The 18,206-nt window shown below is 66.6% G+C and carries 15 protein-coding genes; 12 read left to right on the forward strand and 3 right to left on the reverse strand.

Annotation, left to right across the window (positions count from 1 at the left end; genetic code table 11):
- The first annotated feature begins 7 nt into the window (after positions 1-7).
- From HV773_RS22465 to HV773_RS22480, 4 genes are all read left to right on the forward strand, one after another.
- Positions 8-433, forward strand: a complete 426-nt coding sequence (locus tag HV773_RS22465; protein WP_246282361.1) for an endonuclease domain-containing protein — start codon at positions 8-10, stop codon at positions 431-433.
- Positions 430-1,620: a 2-methylaconitate cis-trans isomerase PrpF gene (prpF, locus tag HV773_RS22470; RefSeq protein WP_175196738.1), complete on the forward strand. Its 1,191-nt coding sequence runs from the start codon at positions 430-432 to the stop codon at positions 1,618-1,620. Before HV773_RS22465 ends, prpF begins: the two co-directional genes overlap by 4 nt.
- Before the next feature lie 196 nt (positions 1,621-1,816).
- Positions 1,817-2,014: a type II toxin-antitoxin system VapB family antitoxin gene (locus HV773_RS22475; protein WP_175196739.1), complete on the forward strand. Its 198-nt coding sequence runs from the start codon at positions 1,817-1,819 to the stop codon at positions 2,012-2,014.
- Positions 2,011-2,382, forward strand: coding sequence for a type II toxin-antitoxin system VapC family toxin (locus HV773_RS22480; RefSeq protein ID WP_175196740.1), 372 nt, complete (start codon positions 2,011-2,013; stop codon positions 2,380-2,382). The genes HV773_RS22475 and HV773_RS22480 overlap by 4 nt, the downstream gene beginning before the upstream one ends.
- A 53-nt stretch (positions 2,383-2,435) precedes the next feature.
- Here HV773_RS22480 and HV773_RS22485 read toward each other — a convergent pair whose 3' ends face one another.
- Positions 2,436-3,332, reverse strand: a complete 897-nt coding sequence (locus tag HV773_RS22485; protein ID WP_175196741.1) for a peptidoglycan DD-metalloendopeptidase family protein — start codon at positions 3,330-3,332, stop codon at positions 2,436-2,438.
- A 643-nt stretch (positions 3,333-3,975) separates the two neighbouring features.
- Here HV773_RS22485 and HV773_RS22490 point away from each other — a divergent pair.
- On the forward strand, positions 3,976-5,076 hold the full coding sequence (locus tag HV773_RS22490) for an OpgC domain-containing protein (protein WP_175196742.1): 1,101 nt from the start codon (positions 3,976-3,978) through the stop codon (positions 5,074-5,076).
- A 199-nt stretch (positions 5,077-5,275) separates the two neighbouring features.
- Complete coding sequence (locus tag HV773_RS22495; RefSeq protein WP_175196813.1) at positions 5,276-6,100, forward strand: alpha/beta hydrolase; 825 nt, start codon at positions 5,276-5,278, stop codon at positions 6,098-6,100.
- A 67-nt stretch (positions 6,101-6,167) separates the two neighbouring features.
- On the opposite strand, the gene HV773_RS22500 is transcribed toward HV773_RS22495, so the two are convergent.
- Positions 6,168-7,235 carry an AI-2E family transporter gene (locus HV773_RS22500; protein WP_175196743.1) on the reverse strand — a complete coding sequence of 356 codons (1,068 nt, stop codon included), beginning with the start codon at positions 7,233-7,235 and terminating at the stop codon, positions 6,168-6,170.
- A gap of 414 nt (positions 7,236-7,649) precedes the next feature.
- Here HV773_RS22500 and HV773_RS22505 point away from each other — a divergent pair, with 414 nt between their 5' ends.
- From HV773_RS22505 to HV773_RS22515, 3 genes are all read left to right on the forward strand, one after another.
- Complete coding sequence (locus HV773_RS22505) at positions 7,650-7,940, forward strand: DUF3331 domain-containing protein (RefSeq protein WP_175196744.1); 291 nt, start codon at positions 7,650-7,652, stop codon at positions 7,938-7,940.
- 255 nt (positions 7,941-8,195) lie between these two features.
- Positions 8,196-10,706, forward strand: coding sequence for an adenosylcobalamin-dependent ribonucleoside-diphosphate reductase (locus HV773_RS22510; protein ID WP_246282364.1), 2,511 nt, complete (start codon positions 8,196-8,198; stop codon positions 10,704-10,706).
- Between the two features lie 118 nt (positions 10,707-10,824).
- Positions 10,825-12,714 (forward strand): putative bifunctional diguanylate cyclase/phosphodiesterase, encoded by a 1,890-nt coding sequence (locus tag HV773_RS22515; RefSeq protein WP_175196746.1) that lies wholly within the window; start codon positions 10,825-10,827, stop codon positions 12,712-12,714.
- A gap of 19 nt (positions 12,715-12,733) precedes the next feature.
- Here HV773_RS22515 and HV773_RS22520 read toward each other — a convergent pair whose 3' ends face one another.
- A complete protein-coding gene (locus tag HV773_RS22520) occupies positions 12,734-13,621 on the reverse strand; it encodes a LysR family transcriptional regulator (protein ID WP_175196747.1) in 888 nt (295 codons plus the stop codon).
- 150 nt (positions 13,622-13,771) lie between these two features.
- On the opposite strand from HV773_RS22520, the gene HV773_RS22525 reads away from it, so the two are divergent.
- From HV773_RS22525 to HV773_RS22535, 3 genes are all read left to right on the forward strand, one after another.
- Positions 13,772-15,532: an acyl-CoA dehydrogenase family protein gene (locus HV773_RS22525; RefSeq protein WP_175196748.1), complete on the forward strand. Its 1,761-nt coding sequence runs from the start codon at positions 13,772-13,774 to the stop codon at positions 15,530-15,532.
- Between the two features lie 10 nt (positions 15,533-15,542).
- Positions 15,543-16,763 carry a CaiB/BaiF CoA transferase family protein gene (locus HV773_RS22530; RefSeq protein WP_175196749.1) on the forward strand — a complete coding sequence of 407 codons (1,221 nt, stop codon included), beginning with the start codon at positions 15,543-15,545 and terminating at the stop codon, positions 16,761-16,763.
- Positions 16,764-16,883: 120 nt separating this feature from the next.
- Positions 16,884-18,191: an MFS transporter gene (locus HV773_RS22535; protein ID WP_175196750.1), complete on the forward strand. Its 1,308-nt coding sequence runs from the start codon at positions 16,884-16,886 to the stop codon at positions 18,189-18,191.
- Positions 18,192-18,206: the final 15 nt, after the last annotated feature.

The raw sequence follows: 18,206 nt of genomic DNA on the forward strand, positions 1-18,206 counted from the left end.
GATAGAGGTGCCGACACCGCATCAAATCCACCGCGCCAGACTTCTGCGTAAAAACATGACAGACGCGGAACAGCTGCTGTGGCGCCACCTCCGCGCCCACCGCCTATGCGGCCATAAATTCCGCAGGCAGCAACCCATAGGCCCCTATATCGTGGACTTCGTGCATTTCGGTGCGCGCCTGGTCATCGAGGCCGATGGCGGGCAGCACAACGGCAGCGCCGGCGACGCGGTACGCGATGCCTGGTTGCAGAGCCAGGGCTTCACCGTACTGCGCTTCTGGAACGACGAGATATTGCTGAACATCGAAGGGGTGCTCGAGGCAGTTCTCAATGAACTCGCCAAAGGGCGCTCTCCTCGCTCCCCCTCTCCCCCGGCCCCTCTCCCTCAGGGAGAGGGGCGATCGCGGACTTTTATCGACACGGAATTTCTATGAGTCATATTCCCCAGATCAAGATCCCCGCCACCTACATTCGCGGTGGCACCAGTAAAGGCGTGTTCTTCCGCCTCCAGGATCTGCCCGAAGCCGCGCAAAAGCCGGGCGAGGCGCGCGACAAGCTGCTCATGCGCGTGATCGGCAGCCCCGACCCCTACGGCAAGCAGATCGACGGCATGGGCGGCGCCACCTCCAGCACCAGCAAGACCGTGATCGTCGCTAAAAGCAGCAAGCCCGATCATGACGTCGACTATCTGTTCGGCCAGGTCGCCATCGACAAAGCGTTCGTCGACTGGAGCGGCAACTGCGGCAACCTCTCGGCCGCCGTGGGTCCGTTCGCCATCAGCGGCGGCCTCGTCGACCCGAGCCGCATTCCGGCCAACGGCACGGCCACCGTGCGCATCTGGCAAGCCAACATCGGCAAAACCATCGTCGCGCACGTGCCCATCACGAACGGCGAGGTGCAGGAAACCGGCGACTTCGAACTCGACGGCGTGACCTTTCCGGCCGCCGAAGTGCAGCTCGAGTTCCTCGACCCCGCCGCCGAGGAAGAAGGCGCGGGCGGCGCGATGTTCCCCACCGGCCAGCTCGTGGACGACCTCGAAGTGCCGGGCGTCGGCACGCTCAAGGCCACCATGATCAACGCGGGCATTCCGACGATCTTCGTGAACGCCGAGGCCATCGGCTACACCGGCATGGAACTGCAGGACGCCATCAACGGCGACGCCGAGGCGCTGAAGAAGTTCGAGACCATCCGCGCGCACGGCGCGCTGCGCATGGGCCTCATCAAGAACCTCGACGAGATCGCCACGCGCCAGCACACGCCCAAGATCGCCTTCGTGGCGAAGCCGCAGGCCTATGCCGCGTCGAGCGGCAAGCGCGTGGAAGCCGGCGACGTCGATCTACTGGTGCGCGCAATGTCGATGGGCAAGCTCCACCACGCCATGATGGGCACGGCGGCGGTGGCGATCGGCACGGCGGCAGCCATTCCGGGCACGCTCGTGAATCTCGCGGCAGGCGGCGGCGAGCGCAACGCTGTGCGTTTCGGGCATCCGTCGGGCACGCTGCGCGTGGGCGCCGAGGCACACGAGGAAAACGGCGAGTGGGTGGTCAAGAAAGCCATCATGAGCCGCAGCGCGCGAGTGCTGATGGAAGGGTCGGTGCGGGTGCCGGGAGATGCGTTTTAAGGTGCGGTTTTAAAGCGGCTTTAAGCAGCGCGCGGTTTGCGCTGATTGAAAAAAACGCCCTGGCGCTGCGATGCGTCAGGGCGTTTTTGCTTTTCAGCAATGTTTCTCTAACCAACGACAGGATCGCCTATGGACGCATCGAAACTAGCATCATCTGATGCTATATTTAATGCATGCACATTGGGAGGCAACCGTCATGCGCACCACCATCGCTCTCGACGACGACTTGATCGCCAAAGCCCAGGCGTATACCGGTCTGGAAGAAAAGACGGCGCTCGTGCGCGAAGCCCTCAAAGCCCTTATCCAGCGGGAAGCTTCGCGACGGCTTGCGAATCTTGGCGGCAGTCAACCCGGCATCGTGGCCGCGCCGCGCCGCCGGACGGATACCGAATGATTCTCGTCGACACATCGATCTGGATCGACCATTTCAACGCCGCCGACCCCATGCTGATTGGCCTGCTCACAGACGAGCGCGTGCTCGCGCACGCTTATGTGATCGGGGAAATTTCGCTGGGCAGCCTGCGCGAGCGCGATGTCGTCCTCGGCGCCTTGCGCGACCTGCCAGCCGCACCCATCGCCACGCCGGACGAGACGTTCTATCTGATCGAGCAAGCGAAGCTGGCCAATCGGGGGATCGGCTACGTCGACACCAGCCTGCTTGCGTCGGCGCGCCTGCAACCCGGCGTTACGATCTGGACGCGCGACAAGCGGCTTGGGAAGGTTGCCGGCGAACTCGGTCTCGCCGCGCAAATCGGGCACTAGAAAGAACCGCAAAAAAGCACGACGCCCTTGAGCCGCGCTCCGAAACCGCGCGCTCAGCTCTGCGGCGTGGGCAAATACGGCATCGGGTCGACCGGCTTGCCGTCGCGGCGCACCTCGAACATCACTGCAACGCGGTCGTTGTTCTCGCTGCCCATCTCAGCAATCTGCTGGCCCTGGCGGACCACGTCGCCTGTCCTCACAAGCAGACGCCGGTTATGCGAGTAAGCCGTCAGGAAGTCCTTGTTGTGCTGGACGATGATCAGACTGCCGTACTCGTTCAGGCCCGTGCCTGCGTACATGACCTTGCCGTCGGCGGCGGCAATCACGGGGTCGCCGGCCTTGCCCGCGATCTCGATGCCGCGCGTCGTGCCCGGCTCGAACGGCTCCACCACCTTGCCCCGAGCCGGCCACACCAGCGCCACGCTGCGGGCATGGCGCTTGACTTCGGCTGCGACCTGACGGCTGTCCTCGGCGCTGGCCGCCGAATCGGTCGCCGCGCCTGTTCCCGCAGTTGCGCCGCCGGACTGCGCGGGCGCGGCGGTTTGCACCGTGATCGTCTGCTTCGAGACCAGCTTGAGCGACTGGCCGATCCGTACGTGGCTGTCAGGCTTGATGCCATTCCATGCCGCCAGATCCTTGACCGCAACTTTGTGGCTCGCCGCGATGCCCAGCAGCGAGTCGCCACGGCGCACGCGCACCCACGTGGTCTTCGTGACCACGCGTGTGACGGGCGCGGCTGCCTGCTGCGGGCTCGCCGACGCTTTGGCGGCCGTGGCGGCCGCATCCGACGCGGGGCTCGCCGCAGCCGATTGATCGGGCTGCGGCTGCGCCGGTTGCTGGTCAACGTTTGCGCAAGCGCCCAGCAAGGCCGCGAGGCCGAAGCCTGCGAGGCATTGCCACAGACGGCGCGTCGGACCGTTGGCGCGCTGCCAGGAACGATTCTCGAACATGATTGTTGCTCTCCTGTCCCATGCAAAGCCGCTCATCGCAACGGAACGCCACTCGAGCGGCCTGATCGGGTCTGCAGCGTCGCAACGCGCTCCCCTTCCGCTCGCCGGCCAGACTCACGCGCCGACCCGCTCCCATCTGCATTCAAAATGCGTGCTTTACATGACAAAATCCGCTACCGTCGCGCAAATCCTATGACAGCAGCTCCGAATCCATCTTGAAAACCGTCTGACATTGTAAAACGCATTTCACACATATCCGGCAGGCAACAACACTCTGATACAAATCTTAAAAATACGAAGAATCCTCTTGCCCCGCGTTTGCTGAAATAGAGTCAGATCAAATCGCACCCCCTCCGACATATCGGCAAGCTGAATTAGAACTTAAGTAGCCGCGCCCCCTGAAAGCCATTTGAAACTCATGTAATATTGCCCCCGTCAAGCGGATAACCCGGAACATGGGAACCCTGACGCGTCAATTCAGGTCATTCCTGGGGCCTCCGTTGTTCATTCGCGGGGGCTTTTGACTTTTCGCGCCACTCCGGCTTCGCGCGGGAGGCGGCCCGCCACTGCAGCGTTTTTTTGCACGCGCCAGCGCGGCCGTGCGCGCCCTCCCGGCGCGCCACAGCCGGCTGACGCCGGATCCATGTCACAGTCAACCAAACGTCTCGTCGAACTCGACTTCTTTCGTGGCCTTGTCCTGCTGATCATCGTCGTCGATCACATCGGCGGCAGCATCCTCTCGCGCGTCACGCTGCATGCCTACGCGCTGTGCGATGCCGCCGAGGTGTTCGTGTTCCTCGGCGGCTTCGCCACGGCCACCGCGTGGGCCGCGCTCTGCGCGCGCCGTACCGAGGCCGCCGCGCGCCAGCGCTTCATCAAGCGCGCGTTCGAGATCTACCGCGCCTTCGTGGTCACCGCGCTGCTCATGCTGCTCGTGACCGCGATCATGGTCGCCTGCAACGTCGACGCGCCTAACCTCGCCACCACCGATCTCGACGATCTCACGCTCGCCCCCGCCGCCGCGCTGCGCGACATCGTGCTGCTGCGCCGCCAGCCGTATCTCGCGGGCGTGCTGCCGATGTACGCGTGCTTCGCGCTGGCCGCGCCGCTGGCCCTGCCGCTCGCGCGCACGCGCCCGTGGCTGCTGGCCGCCATCAGCTTCGCGCTGTGGGCCATCGGCCCGTACGTCACGCCGTGGCTGCCGCACGTGGCCGACGTCAACTGGGATTTCAATCCGTTCGGCTGGCAATTGATGTTCGTGGCCGGCGTGATCGCCCAGGCACAGCCGGTGTTCCAGAGCGTCACCGCGCAGCGCAAGCTCGGCGCCTTTGTCACCGCGCTCGCGCTCGCCGTGGTCGTGGCAGCCGCCGTCTACCGCCTGCATCTGGGCAACACCGCGCTCGACGGCGACTACAAGCGCAACCTCGCGTGGTTCCGCGCCGTCAACTTCTTCGGCATCGCGTGGCTCACCGCGCATATGATCCGGCTCGGCTGGGCGAAGAAGGTCGCCGCCGCGCTGCCGTGGGTGGGCTTGGTGGGCCGCAAGGGGATGCTGTCGTTCGTGGCCGGCGCGGTCATTTCGCTGACGGTGGATTCGGTGCTCTACTGGTACACCGACGGCTATCTGAACGTGCCGCTCGGCCTCGCCGCCGACGCCATCGCGCTAACCTCTCTGCTGCTGGTTGCGCGCGCATCCGATCCGCTCAAGCGTCTGCTGCCCTCGCGCGCCAAGGTGTCGGCCTGAGGTGTCGGCCTGAGAAGCGCCGCCGCGCTTCCGGCGCGCACGGGCCGCTGCTAGCATGATGAGCCCGCGCGCCACTGACGCGCCTTCCACATCGCCCTCTCCTGCCATGCGCAGACATCCCCGCACCGTGCTGTTCGGCTCGCCTTTCGCTGCGTCGCGCGCGGCGCACGTCGTGCTCCGCTCGGCGCTCGCGATCCTCATGGCCTTCGTGACCTTCGCGGCCCTCGTGCCGTTTGCCGGGCGCGCCCTGGCCAGCACGGTCGCCATGCACAACTTCCACGCGACGGCACTCGGGCGCGACTGGCCTTACGCGGTCTACCTGCCTACCGGCTATCACGCCGACGCGGCACGCTATCCAGTGCTCTACCTGCTGCACGGCAACAACGGCGACGCGATGGACTGGGTCACGCAAGGCGACCTGCAAAACGCCGCCGATACGCTGATCGCCCGTCACGAGATTCCCCCGGTCGTGATCGTGATGCCGCAAGGCGGCACCGACTGGTACGTCGATCGCAAGGAAAAGATGGAAACGGCCTTCTTCGCCGACCTGATTCCGGAGATCGAGTCGCACTTCGCCGTCGAGGACGAGCGCGGCGGCCGGGCGATCGGAGGCGTCTCGATGGGCGGATTCGGCGCGCTGCGCTATACGCTCGAACACCCGGAGATGTTTTGCGGCACGCTGCTGCTCTCGCCGGCGATCTACTCGGGCGAGCCGCCGCTCTCGTCGTCGGCGCGGCGCGTGGGGGTGTTCGGCGAGCATCAGTTCGACCCGCGCGTCTGGCACACGCTCAACTATCCCGCGCTGTGGAGCAGCTATTTCGGGCGGCCCTGGCGCATCCCCATCTTCATCGCCTCGGGCGACGACGACCTCGTGATCCAGGCCGAGTCGTCGCTGCTCTACACGCGCTTGCGCGAGGCCGGCAATCCGGCGGCGCTGCGCATCGTCGATGGCGGCCACGTCTGGCCCGTCTGGCGCCAGTTGCTGCCCGCCGCGCTCAAGTACGCGCTCGCCTGCGTGCACTGAGGCGGCGCTGAGGCGGTACTGAGCGCGGGCCGCCGGCCAAAGGCCAGGTAAACCCAAAGCGACCGCGTCACTCCGCCCAGTTCACCCACAGCACCGTCAGCACCGTCATCAGCGCCGGGCCGATGAAAATGCCGATCAGCCCGAAGGTGGCCGCGCCGCCCAGGATGCCGAACAGCACGAGCAGGAAAGGCAGGCGCGTCGAATTGCCGATCAGCACCGGCCGCACGAAGTGCTCGGCGACGAACACCACCACGCACCCGCACACCGCAAGCACGATGGCGCCGATGACCGAGCCCTGCACCAGCAGCCACAGCGCCGCGCCGCAGAACACCACGGGCGCGCAGAACGGCACCATCGCCGCAATGGCCGTCACGGTGCCGAGCAGCGCCGCGTGCGGCACGCCGATGAGCATGTAGGCGAAGCCGAGCAGCACGCCCTCGCCCAGCCCGACGACCACGAGACCCGTCACGGTCGCGCGCACGGCCGAAGCCATGCGCTGCAGCAGTTGCGCGCCGTCCACGCCGAACGCGCGCCGCGCGCCGCGCATCACGGTGCCGGAGAGCCTCGGCCCCGCCTGAAAGATCACGAACAGCGTGACCAGCATGAAGCCGAAGGTCATCGACGCACGCAAGGCGCGCACGCCGAAATTCCGGCCGAACGACACGATGGCGTCGCTGTGCAGGTTCTTCATCGCCGACGAAGCATTGAGCGGCTGCGCGAGATTCTCTTGCCACCACGCGCTCACCTGGTGGCTGCCCATCGGCAGCCGCGCGACGAAATCGGGCACTGGCACGCCGTTCTGCTGGGCCGCGCGCAGCCACAGATAGAGCTCGTGGGCCTCGCCGGCCGCCTGGATCGCCGTAACCGTGATCGGCAATACGACCAGCAGCGCGATGGCTATCGTGAGCACCGTTGCGATCCAGGTCGTGCGGCACTTGAACCAGCGATGCCGCTCGATGGCTTGATAGGCCGGCCACAGCGCGATCGCGACCACGCTCGCCCACGCCACGGCCGGCAGGAACTCGCGCACGACCCACAGCGCGAGCAGGACGAGCACGGCGAACAACGCGGCGGAGGCGAAGCGCTGGAGTTTTTGCTCGTTTGCGGAGTTCGGAGCGGGTGGGCGTTGAATCATGTAACCTCTTGAAAATTCGGCAAGACGGCTCGTGCGGTGCAGCAAAATTCTCCGATCCGAAGCCGAACCGGGGCAGCGTGTCATGCCTCAGGCAAGCCGCCAGCATAAGCGCGGCACACCCAAAACGCGAACGTCGGGTGCGACGACAGGCCGCGTTTCAGTAGATTTGCGCCAACTTCCGGCGTTTCAACTCCCTCCTCCAGGCCCGTTTTTGTGTCGCGCCTGGTACAACACTGCGTTGCACAAATTCAGCAGGTCGAACCTTGACCGCCCGCAAACCCCCATTCCTTCGTTATCCGCAATGTGTCGCAGGGGGATTGTTTCTGTATCAGCAACGGTGTTTCTACCCCGGCACAATGGCTCTCGGCTGCGCACAGGAATACAGTCCGGGCACACCCACTTACGGAGCCGACAATGACAAAGAACGCGTGCCTCGCGCTTGACGGAATCCACGGTGAACGCATTGAAATCCTCGAACAAACGGATTCGGCGCTCGTGATCCGCTGGGTCGAACCCGGCCGCTGCCACTACGGCGAGCAGCGCTGGCGCCGCCGCTCGGCGCATACCTCGGGAACCTGCGCCGTCACGCGCCGCAAGATCCGCCGTGGCGACGCCGTGTTCAAGCCCGCCGAACGGCCGGCGCCGCTCAATGCTTCGGTGATGATCGCGGCGGAAGTGTTCGGCGACCTCGTCGACGCACTCTGATCCTCTCCGGCGACACTCAGGCGCCACTGCGGTAAGGTTGCACAAGATGGCGCCGGTTGCGCACAGCATGCGCGGCAGACGCCCCGTCCCGCAACCGCCGCCACGCTCATCGCACCCGTTGTTTTCGCCCCTGTGAGGCGCGGCGCTCCAAGAGACCCCGCCATGGCTGAAAACACGCCCCCGCTTCCGTTCGCTTCAAAGCCCGCTTCAAAGCCCGCATCAAAACCCGTCGCGCAGCCCTTCTCGCTCGACGTGATGCTCGAAAAGTACGCCAAAGGCGACGAGCAGACCGCCGACGACATCTATCGCCGCGTCGCCCACGGCGTCGCGCAGGCCGAGCCGCCCGCGCTGCGCGCCGAAGTGGAAGCGCGCTTCGTCGACAACCTGCGTCACGGCGCGCTGGGCGCGGGCCGCATCATGAGCGCGGCGGGCGCCGGCATCGAGGCCACACTGATCAACTGCTTTGTGCAGCCGGTAGGCGACAGCATCCAGGGCACCGACGACGAAGGCCGCCCCGGCATCTACGTCGCGCTGCTGCAAGCCGCCGAAACCATGCGGCGCGGCGGCGGAGTCGGCTATAACTTTTCGGCGATCCGCCCGCGCGGCGCGCACGTCAAATCGACGGGTTCGAGCGCCTCCGGGCCGTGCAGCTACATCGACGTATTCGACGCCTCGTGCCGCACCGTGGAAAGCGCGGGCTCGCGGCGCGGCGCGCAGATGGCCGTGCTCGACTGCGATCACCCCGACCTGCCCGAGTTCATCGAGGCCAAGCATTCGAAGGGGCGCTGGAACAACTTCAACGTCTCGGTGGCGGTCACGGACGCGTTCATGCGCGCCGTCGAAAACGACGAAATCTGGCCGCTCGTGCACCGCGCCGAACCCTCGCCCGCGCTGCGCGCGGCGGGCGACCTCGAGCAGCGCGAAGACGGCCTGTGGGTCTACGCTGAAAAGCGCGCCCGCGCGCTGTGGGACACCATCATGCGCTCGACCTACGACATGGCCGAGCCCGGCGTGGTGTTCATCTCGCGCATGAACGAGGACAACAACCTGCGCGCGCTCGAAAGCATCCGCGCGACCAATCCGTGCGGCGAGCAGCCCCTGCCCGCTTATGGCTGCTGCAATCTCGGTCCGCTCGATCTCACGCGCTTCGTGCGCGAGCCATTCGCGCAACTGCGCGGCGGCCAGCCCGCGTTCGACTGGGACGAGCTCGCGGCGCGCACCGCCACCCAGGTGCGCTTTCTCGACGACGTGCTCGACGTCACGCTCTGGCCGCTGCCCGAGCAGCAGGCGGAAGCCGCAGCCAAACGGCGCATCGGCGTGGGCTTCACGGGCCTCGGCGACACGCTCGTGATGCTCGGCATCCGCTACAACACCGAGGCCGGCTGTGCGTTCGGCGCGCGCGTGGGCCGCACCATGCGCGACGCGGCGTATCGCGCGTCGGTGGCGCTCGCGCGCGAGCGCGGCGCGTTCCCGCTGTTCGACGCCAACACCTATCTCGCGGCCGGCACCTTCGCCTCGCGCCTGCCCGAGGACCTGCAAGCCGAGATCCGCGCACACGGCATCCGCAACAGCCACCTGCTCTCGATCGCACCCACCGGCACGGTGAGCCTCGCGTTCTCCGACAACGTCTCGAACGGCATCGAGCCCGCGTTCTCGTGGACCTACCAGCGCACCCGCCGCATGGCCGACGGCAGCAACGAGACCTTCATGGTCGAAGACCACGCGTGGCGCGTCTATCGCGAACTCGGCGGGAACGTGGATGCCTTGCCCGACTATTTCGTGAACGCGCTGCAAATGAGCGCGCAGGAGCACGTGGCGATGATGGCGGCCGTGCAGCCGTTCGTGGATACCTCGATCTCGAAGACGGTGAACGTGCCCGCCGACTACCCGTTCGACGCGTTCGAAAACCTCTATCTCGACGCTTGGCGGCGCGGCCTCAAGGGCCTCGCCACGTATCGGCCCAACGAGACGCTCGGCGCGGTGCTGCAGACGCTGCCCGCCACCGGCGACGCGCTCGACGACGTCCAGGGCGACGCCCTGCTCGACCCGCTGCGCGTGGCGATCGACCATCGGCCCAAGGGCGAGCTGCCCGCCGTGATCGAGAAAATCGAATACCTCACGCAGACGGGCAAGGTCTCGCTCTACGTGGCCGTCTCGTTTCTCGAAGTGACGGGCCAGGTGGGCGGCGAATCCATGACGATCGAGCGCCCCATCGAGTTCTTCATCCCCATCGGCCAACGCGACGAGTCGCAGCAATGGATCACGGCAACGATGCGCTCGCTCTCGCTCGCGGCGCGCGGCGGCTTTGTCGCGCGCAATCTGCAGGACCTGCGCAAGGTGTCGTGGGACCGCGGCCAGGTGCGCTACGGGCAGACGCAGCGGCTCGACGGCAAGCGCACGCCGCTGTGGCACGACTCCGAGGTCGCGGCGATCGCCTATGCGATCCAGCAGATCCTGCACCGGCGCGGCTTTCTGGACGCCGAAGGGCGCCAGGTGCCGTCGCGGCTGCTCGCGCAGCGGCGCGCCGAAGCGGCGGCGTTCTCGAACGCCTCAGCGGCATCCGCCGGAGTCGACGATGCCGATGCCGCGGCACGCGCCGGCGACCAGGTGCTGGACGGCCCCAACGCGCTGCCCGCCGATGCGGCGCTCGCCGCGCCTCACGCGATGCTCGGCCGCAAATGCGGTTCGTGCGGCGCGAACGCGGTAATCCGGCGCGATGGCTGCGACTTCTGCACCGCATGCGGGGAAATCGGCAGCTGCGGTTAAGCGGAAGTTGGGAGGAAGGTTCGGGGGATGATCGCTCCCCCGTTTTGATTGCCCGCGCGCGTTGAGCCGATCTGGTCTACTCTGTCGTTAAATCATATGAACCGATTCAGGAGACCACGTGCTCACGTCCGCCCAGGGTGACTACGCCTGGACTATTGGCCTTGTGCGGCGCATTTACGTGCTCAGGGCCCTGGGCTATGCAATGGGCATACTACCCATGCTGTTTCTGCTGCACCTGCAGCAGGCGAGCGCGTGGCTCCTTGCCGTGGTGCTGGCCGTCTGCCTGCTCTGGCCGCATCTCGCCTACCGGCTCGCGGGTACCGTCGTCGAAGATGCGCCGCGCAAAGAGCGGCGGAACCTGCTCATCGATTCGGCGTTCGGCGGCTGGCTCGTCGCCGCCGTGCATTTCGAGCCCGTCGCCACGATCGTCATCCTGCTGATGTTCTCGCTCGACAACATGGCGATCGGCGGGTGGGCGCTTTTCGTCTCTGGGGCGCTCGCCAGCGCGGCAGGGCTCGCAGCGGGCGTGGCCATCTTCGGCGTCGCCCTCTACCCCTTGAATGGGCAGAGTGCGCCGGCCTGGCTGCCCATCATCTTCATTTATCCGCTGCTCTTCGCCAAAACGACTCATGACGTTTCGGTAAAGCTGCTCGACCGGTCGCACCGCATGCGCGAACTGAGCGAATGCGACAGCCTGACCGGGCTCTCGAACCGCGCGGCGGTGAGCGCAAGATTGCAGGCGTTGCTCGCCGCCCCGGGCCGCGACGGCGCATCGGTTCATGTGGTGTTCGTCGACCTCGATGCCTTCAAGACCGTCAACGATGCGCTCGGGCACGGCGTCGGCGATCGGTTGCTCGTGGAGGTCGCCACGCGTTTGCGCGCGTGCGCCCGGCCCGGCGACATCGTCGGCCGCTACGGCGGCGACGAGTTCATCGTCGTGGCGCCCGGCGTGCGGGGTGAAGCCGCACGCTTCGATCTGCCCGACGCCGTGCTCGCGGCGATGGCCCGGCCCGTGCTAATCGACGGGCATGAACTCGTGGTGAGTGCGAGCGTGGGGGTCAGCGTGTTTCCGGCCGATGCGCGCGACGCCCAGACGCTGATTCCGTGCGCGGACATGGCGATGTACGCGGCCAAGAATCGAGGCCGCAACTGCTGGGAACGCTATCGGCCCGACATGCGCGCGGACGCCGATGCGAAGCTGATTCTTTCGGCGCGCCTCAGAAAGGCGATCGAAGCCGGCGCCCTGCGGCTCCATTACCAGCCGCAAGTCGACATGCGCAGCGGCCGCGTGCTGGGCGTGGAAGCGCTCGTGCGCTGGTATGACGAGATTTACGGCGAGATCGCCCCGGCGGACTTCGTCCCGCTTGCGGAAAAGTCGGGATTCGTCGCCAAGCTCGGCGAGTGGGTGTTGCACGAGGCTTGCCGTCAATCCGCCGCGTGGCGGCGCATGGGCATTGCGCCTGAGCGCATCTCGATCAATCTGTCGCCGCTGCAGTTGCAGCGCGCGAATATTGTCGAGACGTTTCAGGCGACCTTGCGCGACACCGGCGTCGATCCAGCCGTGCTCGAACTCGAGGTCACAGAAACCGCGCTGATCCAGCAGCCCGAGATTGTCGTGCGCCGCCTGCACGAGTTGCGCCGCGCCGGCATCAGCGTGGCGATCGACGATTTCGGCATGGGCTACTCGAGCCTGAGCCAACTGCGCGCGCTGCCGGTCGATCGCATCAAGATCGACCGGGCATTCGTGCACAGGATCGAGGAAAACGACACCGCTGCGATCGTGAAAGCGATCGTCACACTGGCAAAAGCGCTCGAGCTATCGGTCATTGCGGAAGGCGTCGAGACGCTCGAGCAGCAGGAGTTTCTGCTGGCGCTCGGCTGCGTGGAAGCGCAAGGCTACCGTTTCAGCAAGCCGCTCGACGCCGAGCGCATCACCCGCCTGCTGGCCGACGGCGGGCCGCTGCCACCGCCATCGCACGCCACGCGCGATGACCAGGTGAGTGCGTGAAGCGCACGCGCGTGACGGGCTAACCGCCCGACCCCTGCACCGCCAGATACTCCGAAAAACCCTGCACAATCGCGTTCGTCTCGCCCGTGCGCAAGAGCCTGAGCACCTGCGATTCATAAGGATTGCTTGCGAGTGGCCGAAACACCGCGCGCTCGCCGGCCATGTTGCCGAGCGCGGCGGGCACGAGCGCGATGCCCATGCCGAACTCCACCATCGTCACCACGGTCTGCCACAAGCGCGCCTCGTGGCGGATCTGCGGACTGAAGCCGGCCTCCACGCAGGTCGCGATGATCTGATCGTGATAATGCGGCGACACCGAGCGCGGAAACAGAATGAACGGTTCGCGCGCGAGCGTGGCGAGTTCGATGCGCTTGCGCCGCGCGAAGCGGTGGCCCGCCGGCAGGCAGCACAGAAACGGCTCGGAAAATAGCGGCTTGGATTGCACCTCGGCGGGAAAGCGCCCCCAATGCGCGAAGCCCAGATCGATCTGCAAGCGCTGCAGCGCATGGACCTGCTCGATGGTGTTCATCTCGCGCAGCACCACCTCCACGGCGGGATGATCGGCTTCGAAGCGACGAACCGCCTCGGGCAGGCCACGATACAGCATCGAGTTGACGAAGCCGATGCGCAGCCGCCCCGCGAGCCCATGCGCCGAGCGCGCCGCGATGCGCCTCACCTCGTCGGCCTGCTCCAGCAGCCGCCGCGCTTCTTCGAGCAGCACGTAGCCCGCGTTCGTAAGCGCGACCGCCTTGTTGGTGCGCTCCAGCAGTTGCACCCCCAGTTGCTCTTCGAACTTGCGGATGTCGAAGCTCAGCGCGGGCTGCGAGATGAAGAGCCGCCGCGCCGCGCGGCCGAAGTGCAGTTCCTCGGCCACAGCCACGAAATAGCGCAATTGCTTGAGTTCCATTCCGGTGTCTCCGCGTGCCTTGATCGATAGATGCTGCTTATCGTACAGGACATCGTTTGTATTGGACCGTTATCGTTGCGCTGCCTAAGCTTGCTTTCCAATACGACGCCCGATGAGCGCCGGTCCGAACAAACTTCTGGAGACACCCCGATGAGCGATCTTCCCGCCGTCGCCGCGCAGGCCGACGGCTCGGCCAATATTCCCGACAGTCGCGGCATCAACTTCTTCACGAGCGATCCCGGTCTGGCCCCGCTGCTGCGCAGCTATCTCGGCGATGCGGCCTACGCCGCCATCGAGCCCCAACTCGTCGCGCTCGGCCAGCGCGCCTCCGACGAACTCGATGCGCTGGCGCTCGTCGCCGACCATAATCCGCCCACGCTGAAGCAGCGCACGCGTCGCGGCGAGCCTATCCAGAGCATCGAGAAGCACCCCGACTACGTCGCGCTCGAACGCGTCGCTTACGCCGACCTCGGCCTCGCGGCGATGAGCCATCGCGACAACGCGCCCGCGCCGCTCGTCAAATACGCGCTCACCTATCTGTTCGTGCAGGCCGAATTCGGCCTGTGCTGCCCCGTGAGCATGACCGACTCGCTCACGCGCACGCTGCGCCGCTTCGGCTCGCCCGAACTCATCGCGCGCTATCTGCCAATGCTCGCCTCGCAGGACTTCGACACGCTCTATCAGGGCGCGATGTTCATGACCGAGCAGGCCGCGGGCTCGGACGTCGCGCGCATCGCCACGCGCGCAACGAAGGAGCGCGGCGCGAACGGCGAAGACGTCTGGCGCCTGCACGGCGACAAGTGGTTCTGCTCGAACGCCGACGCCGATCTCGCGATGGTGCTCGCGCGTGCCGAAGACGCGCCCCCGGGCATCAAGGGCCTCGCCCTCTTCCTGCTGCCGAAGAAGCTGCCCGACGGCACGCGCAACAGCTACCGCATCGTGCGCCTGAAGGACAAACTCGGCAGCCGCTCGATGGCGAGCGGCGAGATCGTGCTCGAAGGCGCGCAGGCGTATCTGATCGGCGAAGTGGGCCGCGGCTTTCATCAAATGGCGGACATGATCAACATGTCGCGTCTGTCGAACGGCGTGCGCGCGGCGGGCCTCATGCGCCGCGCACTGACCGAGGCGCTGCACGTGGCGCGCCACCGCGAAGCGTTCGGCCGCAAGCTGATCGAGATGCCGCTGATGCAGCGCCAGTTGCTCAAGATGATGCTGCCCGCCGAGCAGGCGCGCACGATGTTCATGCAGATCGCCACGCTGCTCGCGCGCGCCGACCACGGCGACGAACTCGCCGCGAAGTGCGTGCGCATCCTCACGCCGCTCGTCAAATTCCGCGCCTGCCGCGACGCGCGCCGCGTGACCGGCGACGCCATGGAAGTGCGCGGCGGAGTGGGCTATATCGAGGAATGGAGCGACCCGCGCCTCGTGCGCGACGCGCATCTGGGCTCGATCTGGGAAGGCACGAGCAACATCGTCGCGCTAGACGTCGCGCGCGCGGCCAAACGCGAAGGCGCGCTCGATGCGCTCGCGCGCTACGTGCGCGCTCAGCTTGCGGAAGCGGGCCTGCCCGAGGCGAGCGCGGGGCTGCTGCGCGCCGCCTTCGAACGCGCGGGCGCGGCGCTCGACAGCGTGGCCGAGTGCGGCCGCGACGAATCGGTGCGCCAGGCCGCGAGCGCGCTCTATCACGCCACCACGGCCGCATTCATGGCGTGCGAGGCCGCGCAAATCTCGCGCGGCGCGCAGGACTACCGGCGTCTCGCGCTCGCGCACCTGATCGTGCGTCACAAGCTGCTGCCGCGCGATCCGCTTGCACTCGACGAACGCGACGCGAGCGCTGCGCAACTGCGCGCACTCGTCGATGAACACCCGCTGCCGCTCGCCGATGCGATGCAGTTGCTGCCCGCACAGTGAGGCCTGCACGATGAACATTCATCAGATATCCGAATCATCTACATCGAGCAAGGTCAACGGCGCACTGCACGGCCTGCGCGTGATCGACCTGAGCCGCGTGCTGGGCGGTCCGTACTGCACCCAGGCGCTCGCGGACCATGGCGCCGAAGTCATCAAGCTCGAACCGCCCGACGGCGACGAAACGCGCGGCTGGGGCCCGCCCTTTCTCGACGAGACCGCCTGGTACTACATGGGCGTGAACCGCAACAAACAGGGCATTGCCGTGGACCTGTCGCGCGACGAAGGCCGCGCGATTCTCTGGCAACTGCTCGAAAACGCCGACGTGCTCGTCGAGAATTTCAAGCCCGGTACGCTCGCGCGCTGGGGCATGGATTACGAACGCGATCTCAAGCCGCGCTTTCCGCGCCTGATTCATTGCGCGATCTCCGGCTTCGGCCCGGACGGCCCGCTCGGCGGCCTGCCCGGCTACGACGCCGTGATCCAGGCGATGGCCGGCCTCATGAGCGTGAACGGCGAAAGCGACGGGCCCGCACTGCGCATCGGCCTGCCCATCGTCGACATGGTGACGGGCCTGAACGCGCTCGCCGGCATCCTGCTCGCGCTCGCAGAGCGCGAAAAAAGCGGCCAGGGCCAGTCGGTCGACATCGCGCTCTACGATTGCGGCGTCTCGCTGCTGCATCCGCATCTGCCGAACTACTTCGGCAACGGGCGCACGCCGCAGCGCAGCGGCAACGCGCATCCGAACATCGCGCCCTACGACAGCTACGCGACCGGCACCGCGCCCATCTTCCTCGCGGTGGGCAACGACCGCCAGTTCGCCAAGCTCTGCGCGCACCTCGAGATTCCCGATCTCGCCGACGACCCGCGCTTCGCCAACAACCGCAGCCGCTGCGCGCATCGGCCCGAATTGAAGGCCGCGCTCGAAGCGCGGCTCGCACAGCACGCGTGCGAGCCGCTTGCGCGCGACCTGATATCCGCCGGCGTGCCGTGCGGCCCCGTGCAAACCGTCGACGCCGTGGCCGCGCATCCGCACACGCAGCATCGCCGCATGCTCGTGGAAATGGACGGCTATCGCGGCACCGGCGCGCCCGTCAAGCTCTCGCGCACGCCCGCCACCTATCGCACGCCGCCGCCCGCACTCGGCGGCGACACCCGTGCGGTGCTCGACGCGCTCGGCATCGATGCCGCCACCCAGCAGAAGCTGTTCGATGCGGGAGTGGTGAAGGGATAAGGACGCGTTAATACACATTAACACGAATTAATACGCATTACGAAACATCACAAAGCATCGACGGACAGAAGACCGGCCCAAGCCGGCTCAACCGAACACTGCGTTGCACAGGAGACAAACATGACGAGCACCCCCACGCGCCAACCCGCGCGAGCTTCACTGGCCGCCTTCATCGGCACGACGATCGAGTGGTATGACTTTTACATCTACGCCACCGCAGCGGCGCTCATTTTCGGCAAGCTGTTCTTCCCGTCGAACGAGCCCTTCTACAGCACGCTCGCTTCGTTCGGCACCTTCGCCGTGGGCTTTTTCGCGCGGCCGCTCGGCGGTCTCGTGTTCGGGCATCTGGGGGACCGCATCGGCCGCAAAAAGGCGCTAGTCGCGACGCTCTCGATCATGGGGCTCGGCACCGTGGGCATCGGCTTCCTGCCGACCTACGCCAGCGCGGGCGCGCTCGCGCCGGCGCTGCTGGTCGCGCTGCGCATCGCGCAGGGCATCGCGATCGGCGGCGAATGGGGCGGCGCGGTGCTGATGGCGGGCGAGCATGCGCCAAAAGAAAAGCGCACGTTCCTCGCCTCGTTCGCGCAATTGGGCAGTCCCGCAGGCCTGATTCTCGCGCTGCTCGCGTTTCGCAGTGTCGCGCATCTGGACCATGCCGCGCTCTTTTCGTGGGGCTGGCGCCTGCCGTTCATCGCGAGCGCCGTGCTGCTCGTGGTGGGCCTGCTGATCCGCTCGGGCGTGGGCGAATCGCCCGAGTTCGAAGCGCTCAAGACCCAGCGCCGCACGGCCGCATTGCCCATTCTCGAGGTGCTGCGCGATAGCTGGCGCACCGTGCTGCTGTGCCTGGGCGCCAATGTGATCGGCGTGGCGGGCGCGTGGTTCGTCAACACCTTCATGCTCAACTACACGACGCAAACGCTCGGCCTTGACCGCGCGCTAATCCTCGACTGCCTGTTCGTCGTCGCGTTCATCCAGTTCTTCACCCAGCTCGCCTCAGGATGGTTCGCGCAGCGCGTGGGCGCGGGCCGCTTCCTCAAGCTCGCGGCCGGGCTCGCAATGCTCTCGCCCTATCCGATGTTCGTGCTGGTTTCCACGGGCAAGCCGGCCGCCATCGTGATCGGCATTGCCATTGCGGTGATGTGCATGTCGAGCTCGTATGCGGTGATGGCGGGCTTCATGACGAACGCCTTCCCGGTGCGCGTGCGCTATTCGGCTATTTCGATCTCCTACCAATGTTGCGCGGCGCTTGCGGGTGGTCTCACGCCGCTCGTGGGCACGCTGCTCGCCCACGATTTCCCCGGGCAATGGTGGCCGCTGGCGCTCTTTTATAGCGCGCTCGCCGCCGTCTCGCTGGTGTGCATCGCGGTGCTGCAGCGCAGGCAGCCGGCGGCGACGCAAGCGGGCGCCGCCATCGCGTTGACCGAGTAAGGCGCGTGCGCCGCT

Source organism: Paraburkholderia caffeinitolerans, assembly GCF_902859945.1.
GTDB classification, from domain to species: domain Bacteria; phylum Pseudomonadota; class Gammaproteobacteria; order Burkholderiales; family Burkholderiaceae; genus Paraburkholderia; species Paraburkholderia caffeinitolerans.

Coding starts and splice junctions, on each gene's coding strand:
- prpF (WP_175196738.1), top strand. CDS start 430: ATGAGTCATATTCCCCAGATCAAGATCCCCGCCACCTACATTCGCGGT.
- HV773_RS22475 (WP_175196739.1), top strand. CDS start 1,817: ATGCGCACCACCATCGCTCTCGACGACGACTTGATCGCCAAAGCCCAG.
- HV773_RS22480 (WP_175196740.1), top strand. CDS start 2,011: ATGATTCTCGTCGACACATCGATCTGGATCGACCATTTCAACGCCGCC.
- HV773_RS22485 (WP_175196741.1), bottom strand. CDS start 3,332: ATGTTCGAGAATCGTTCCTGGCAGCGCGCCAACGGTCCGACGCGCCGT.
- HV773_RS22490 (WP_175196742.1), top strand. CDS start 3,976: ATGTCACAGTCAACCAAACGTCTCGTCGAACTCGACTTCTTTCGTGGC.
- HV773_RS22495 (WP_175196813.1), top strand. CDS start 5,276: ATGGCCTTCGTGACCTTCGCGGCCCTCGTGCCGTTTGCCGGGCGCGCC.
- HV773_RS22500 (WP_175196743.1), bottom strand. CDS start 7,235: ATGATTCAACGCCCACCCGCTCCGAACTCCGCAAACGAGCAAAAACTC.
- HV773_RS22505 (WP_175196744.1), top strand. CDS start 7,650: ATGACAAAGAACGCGTGCCTCGCGCTTGACGGAATCCACGGTGAACGC.
- HV773_RS22510 (WP_246282364.1), top strand. CDS start 8,196: ATGCTCGAAAAGTACGCCAAAGGCGACGAGCAGACCGCCGACGACATC.
- HV773_RS22520 (WP_175196747.1), bottom strand. CDS start 13,621: ATGGAACTCAAGCAATTGCGCTATTTCGTGGCTGTGGCCGAGGAACTG.
- HV773_RS22525 (WP_175196748.1), top strand. CDS start 13,772: ATGAGCGATCTTCCCGCCGTCGCCGCGCAGGCCGACGGCTCGGCCAAT.
- HV773_RS22530 (WP_175196749.1), top strand. CDS start 15,543: ATGAACATTCATCAGATATCCGAATCATCTACATCGAGCAAGGTCAAC.
- HV773_RS22535 (WP_175196750.1), top strand. CDS start 16,884: ATGACGAGCACCCCCACGCGCCAACCCGCGCGAGCTTCACTGGCCGCC.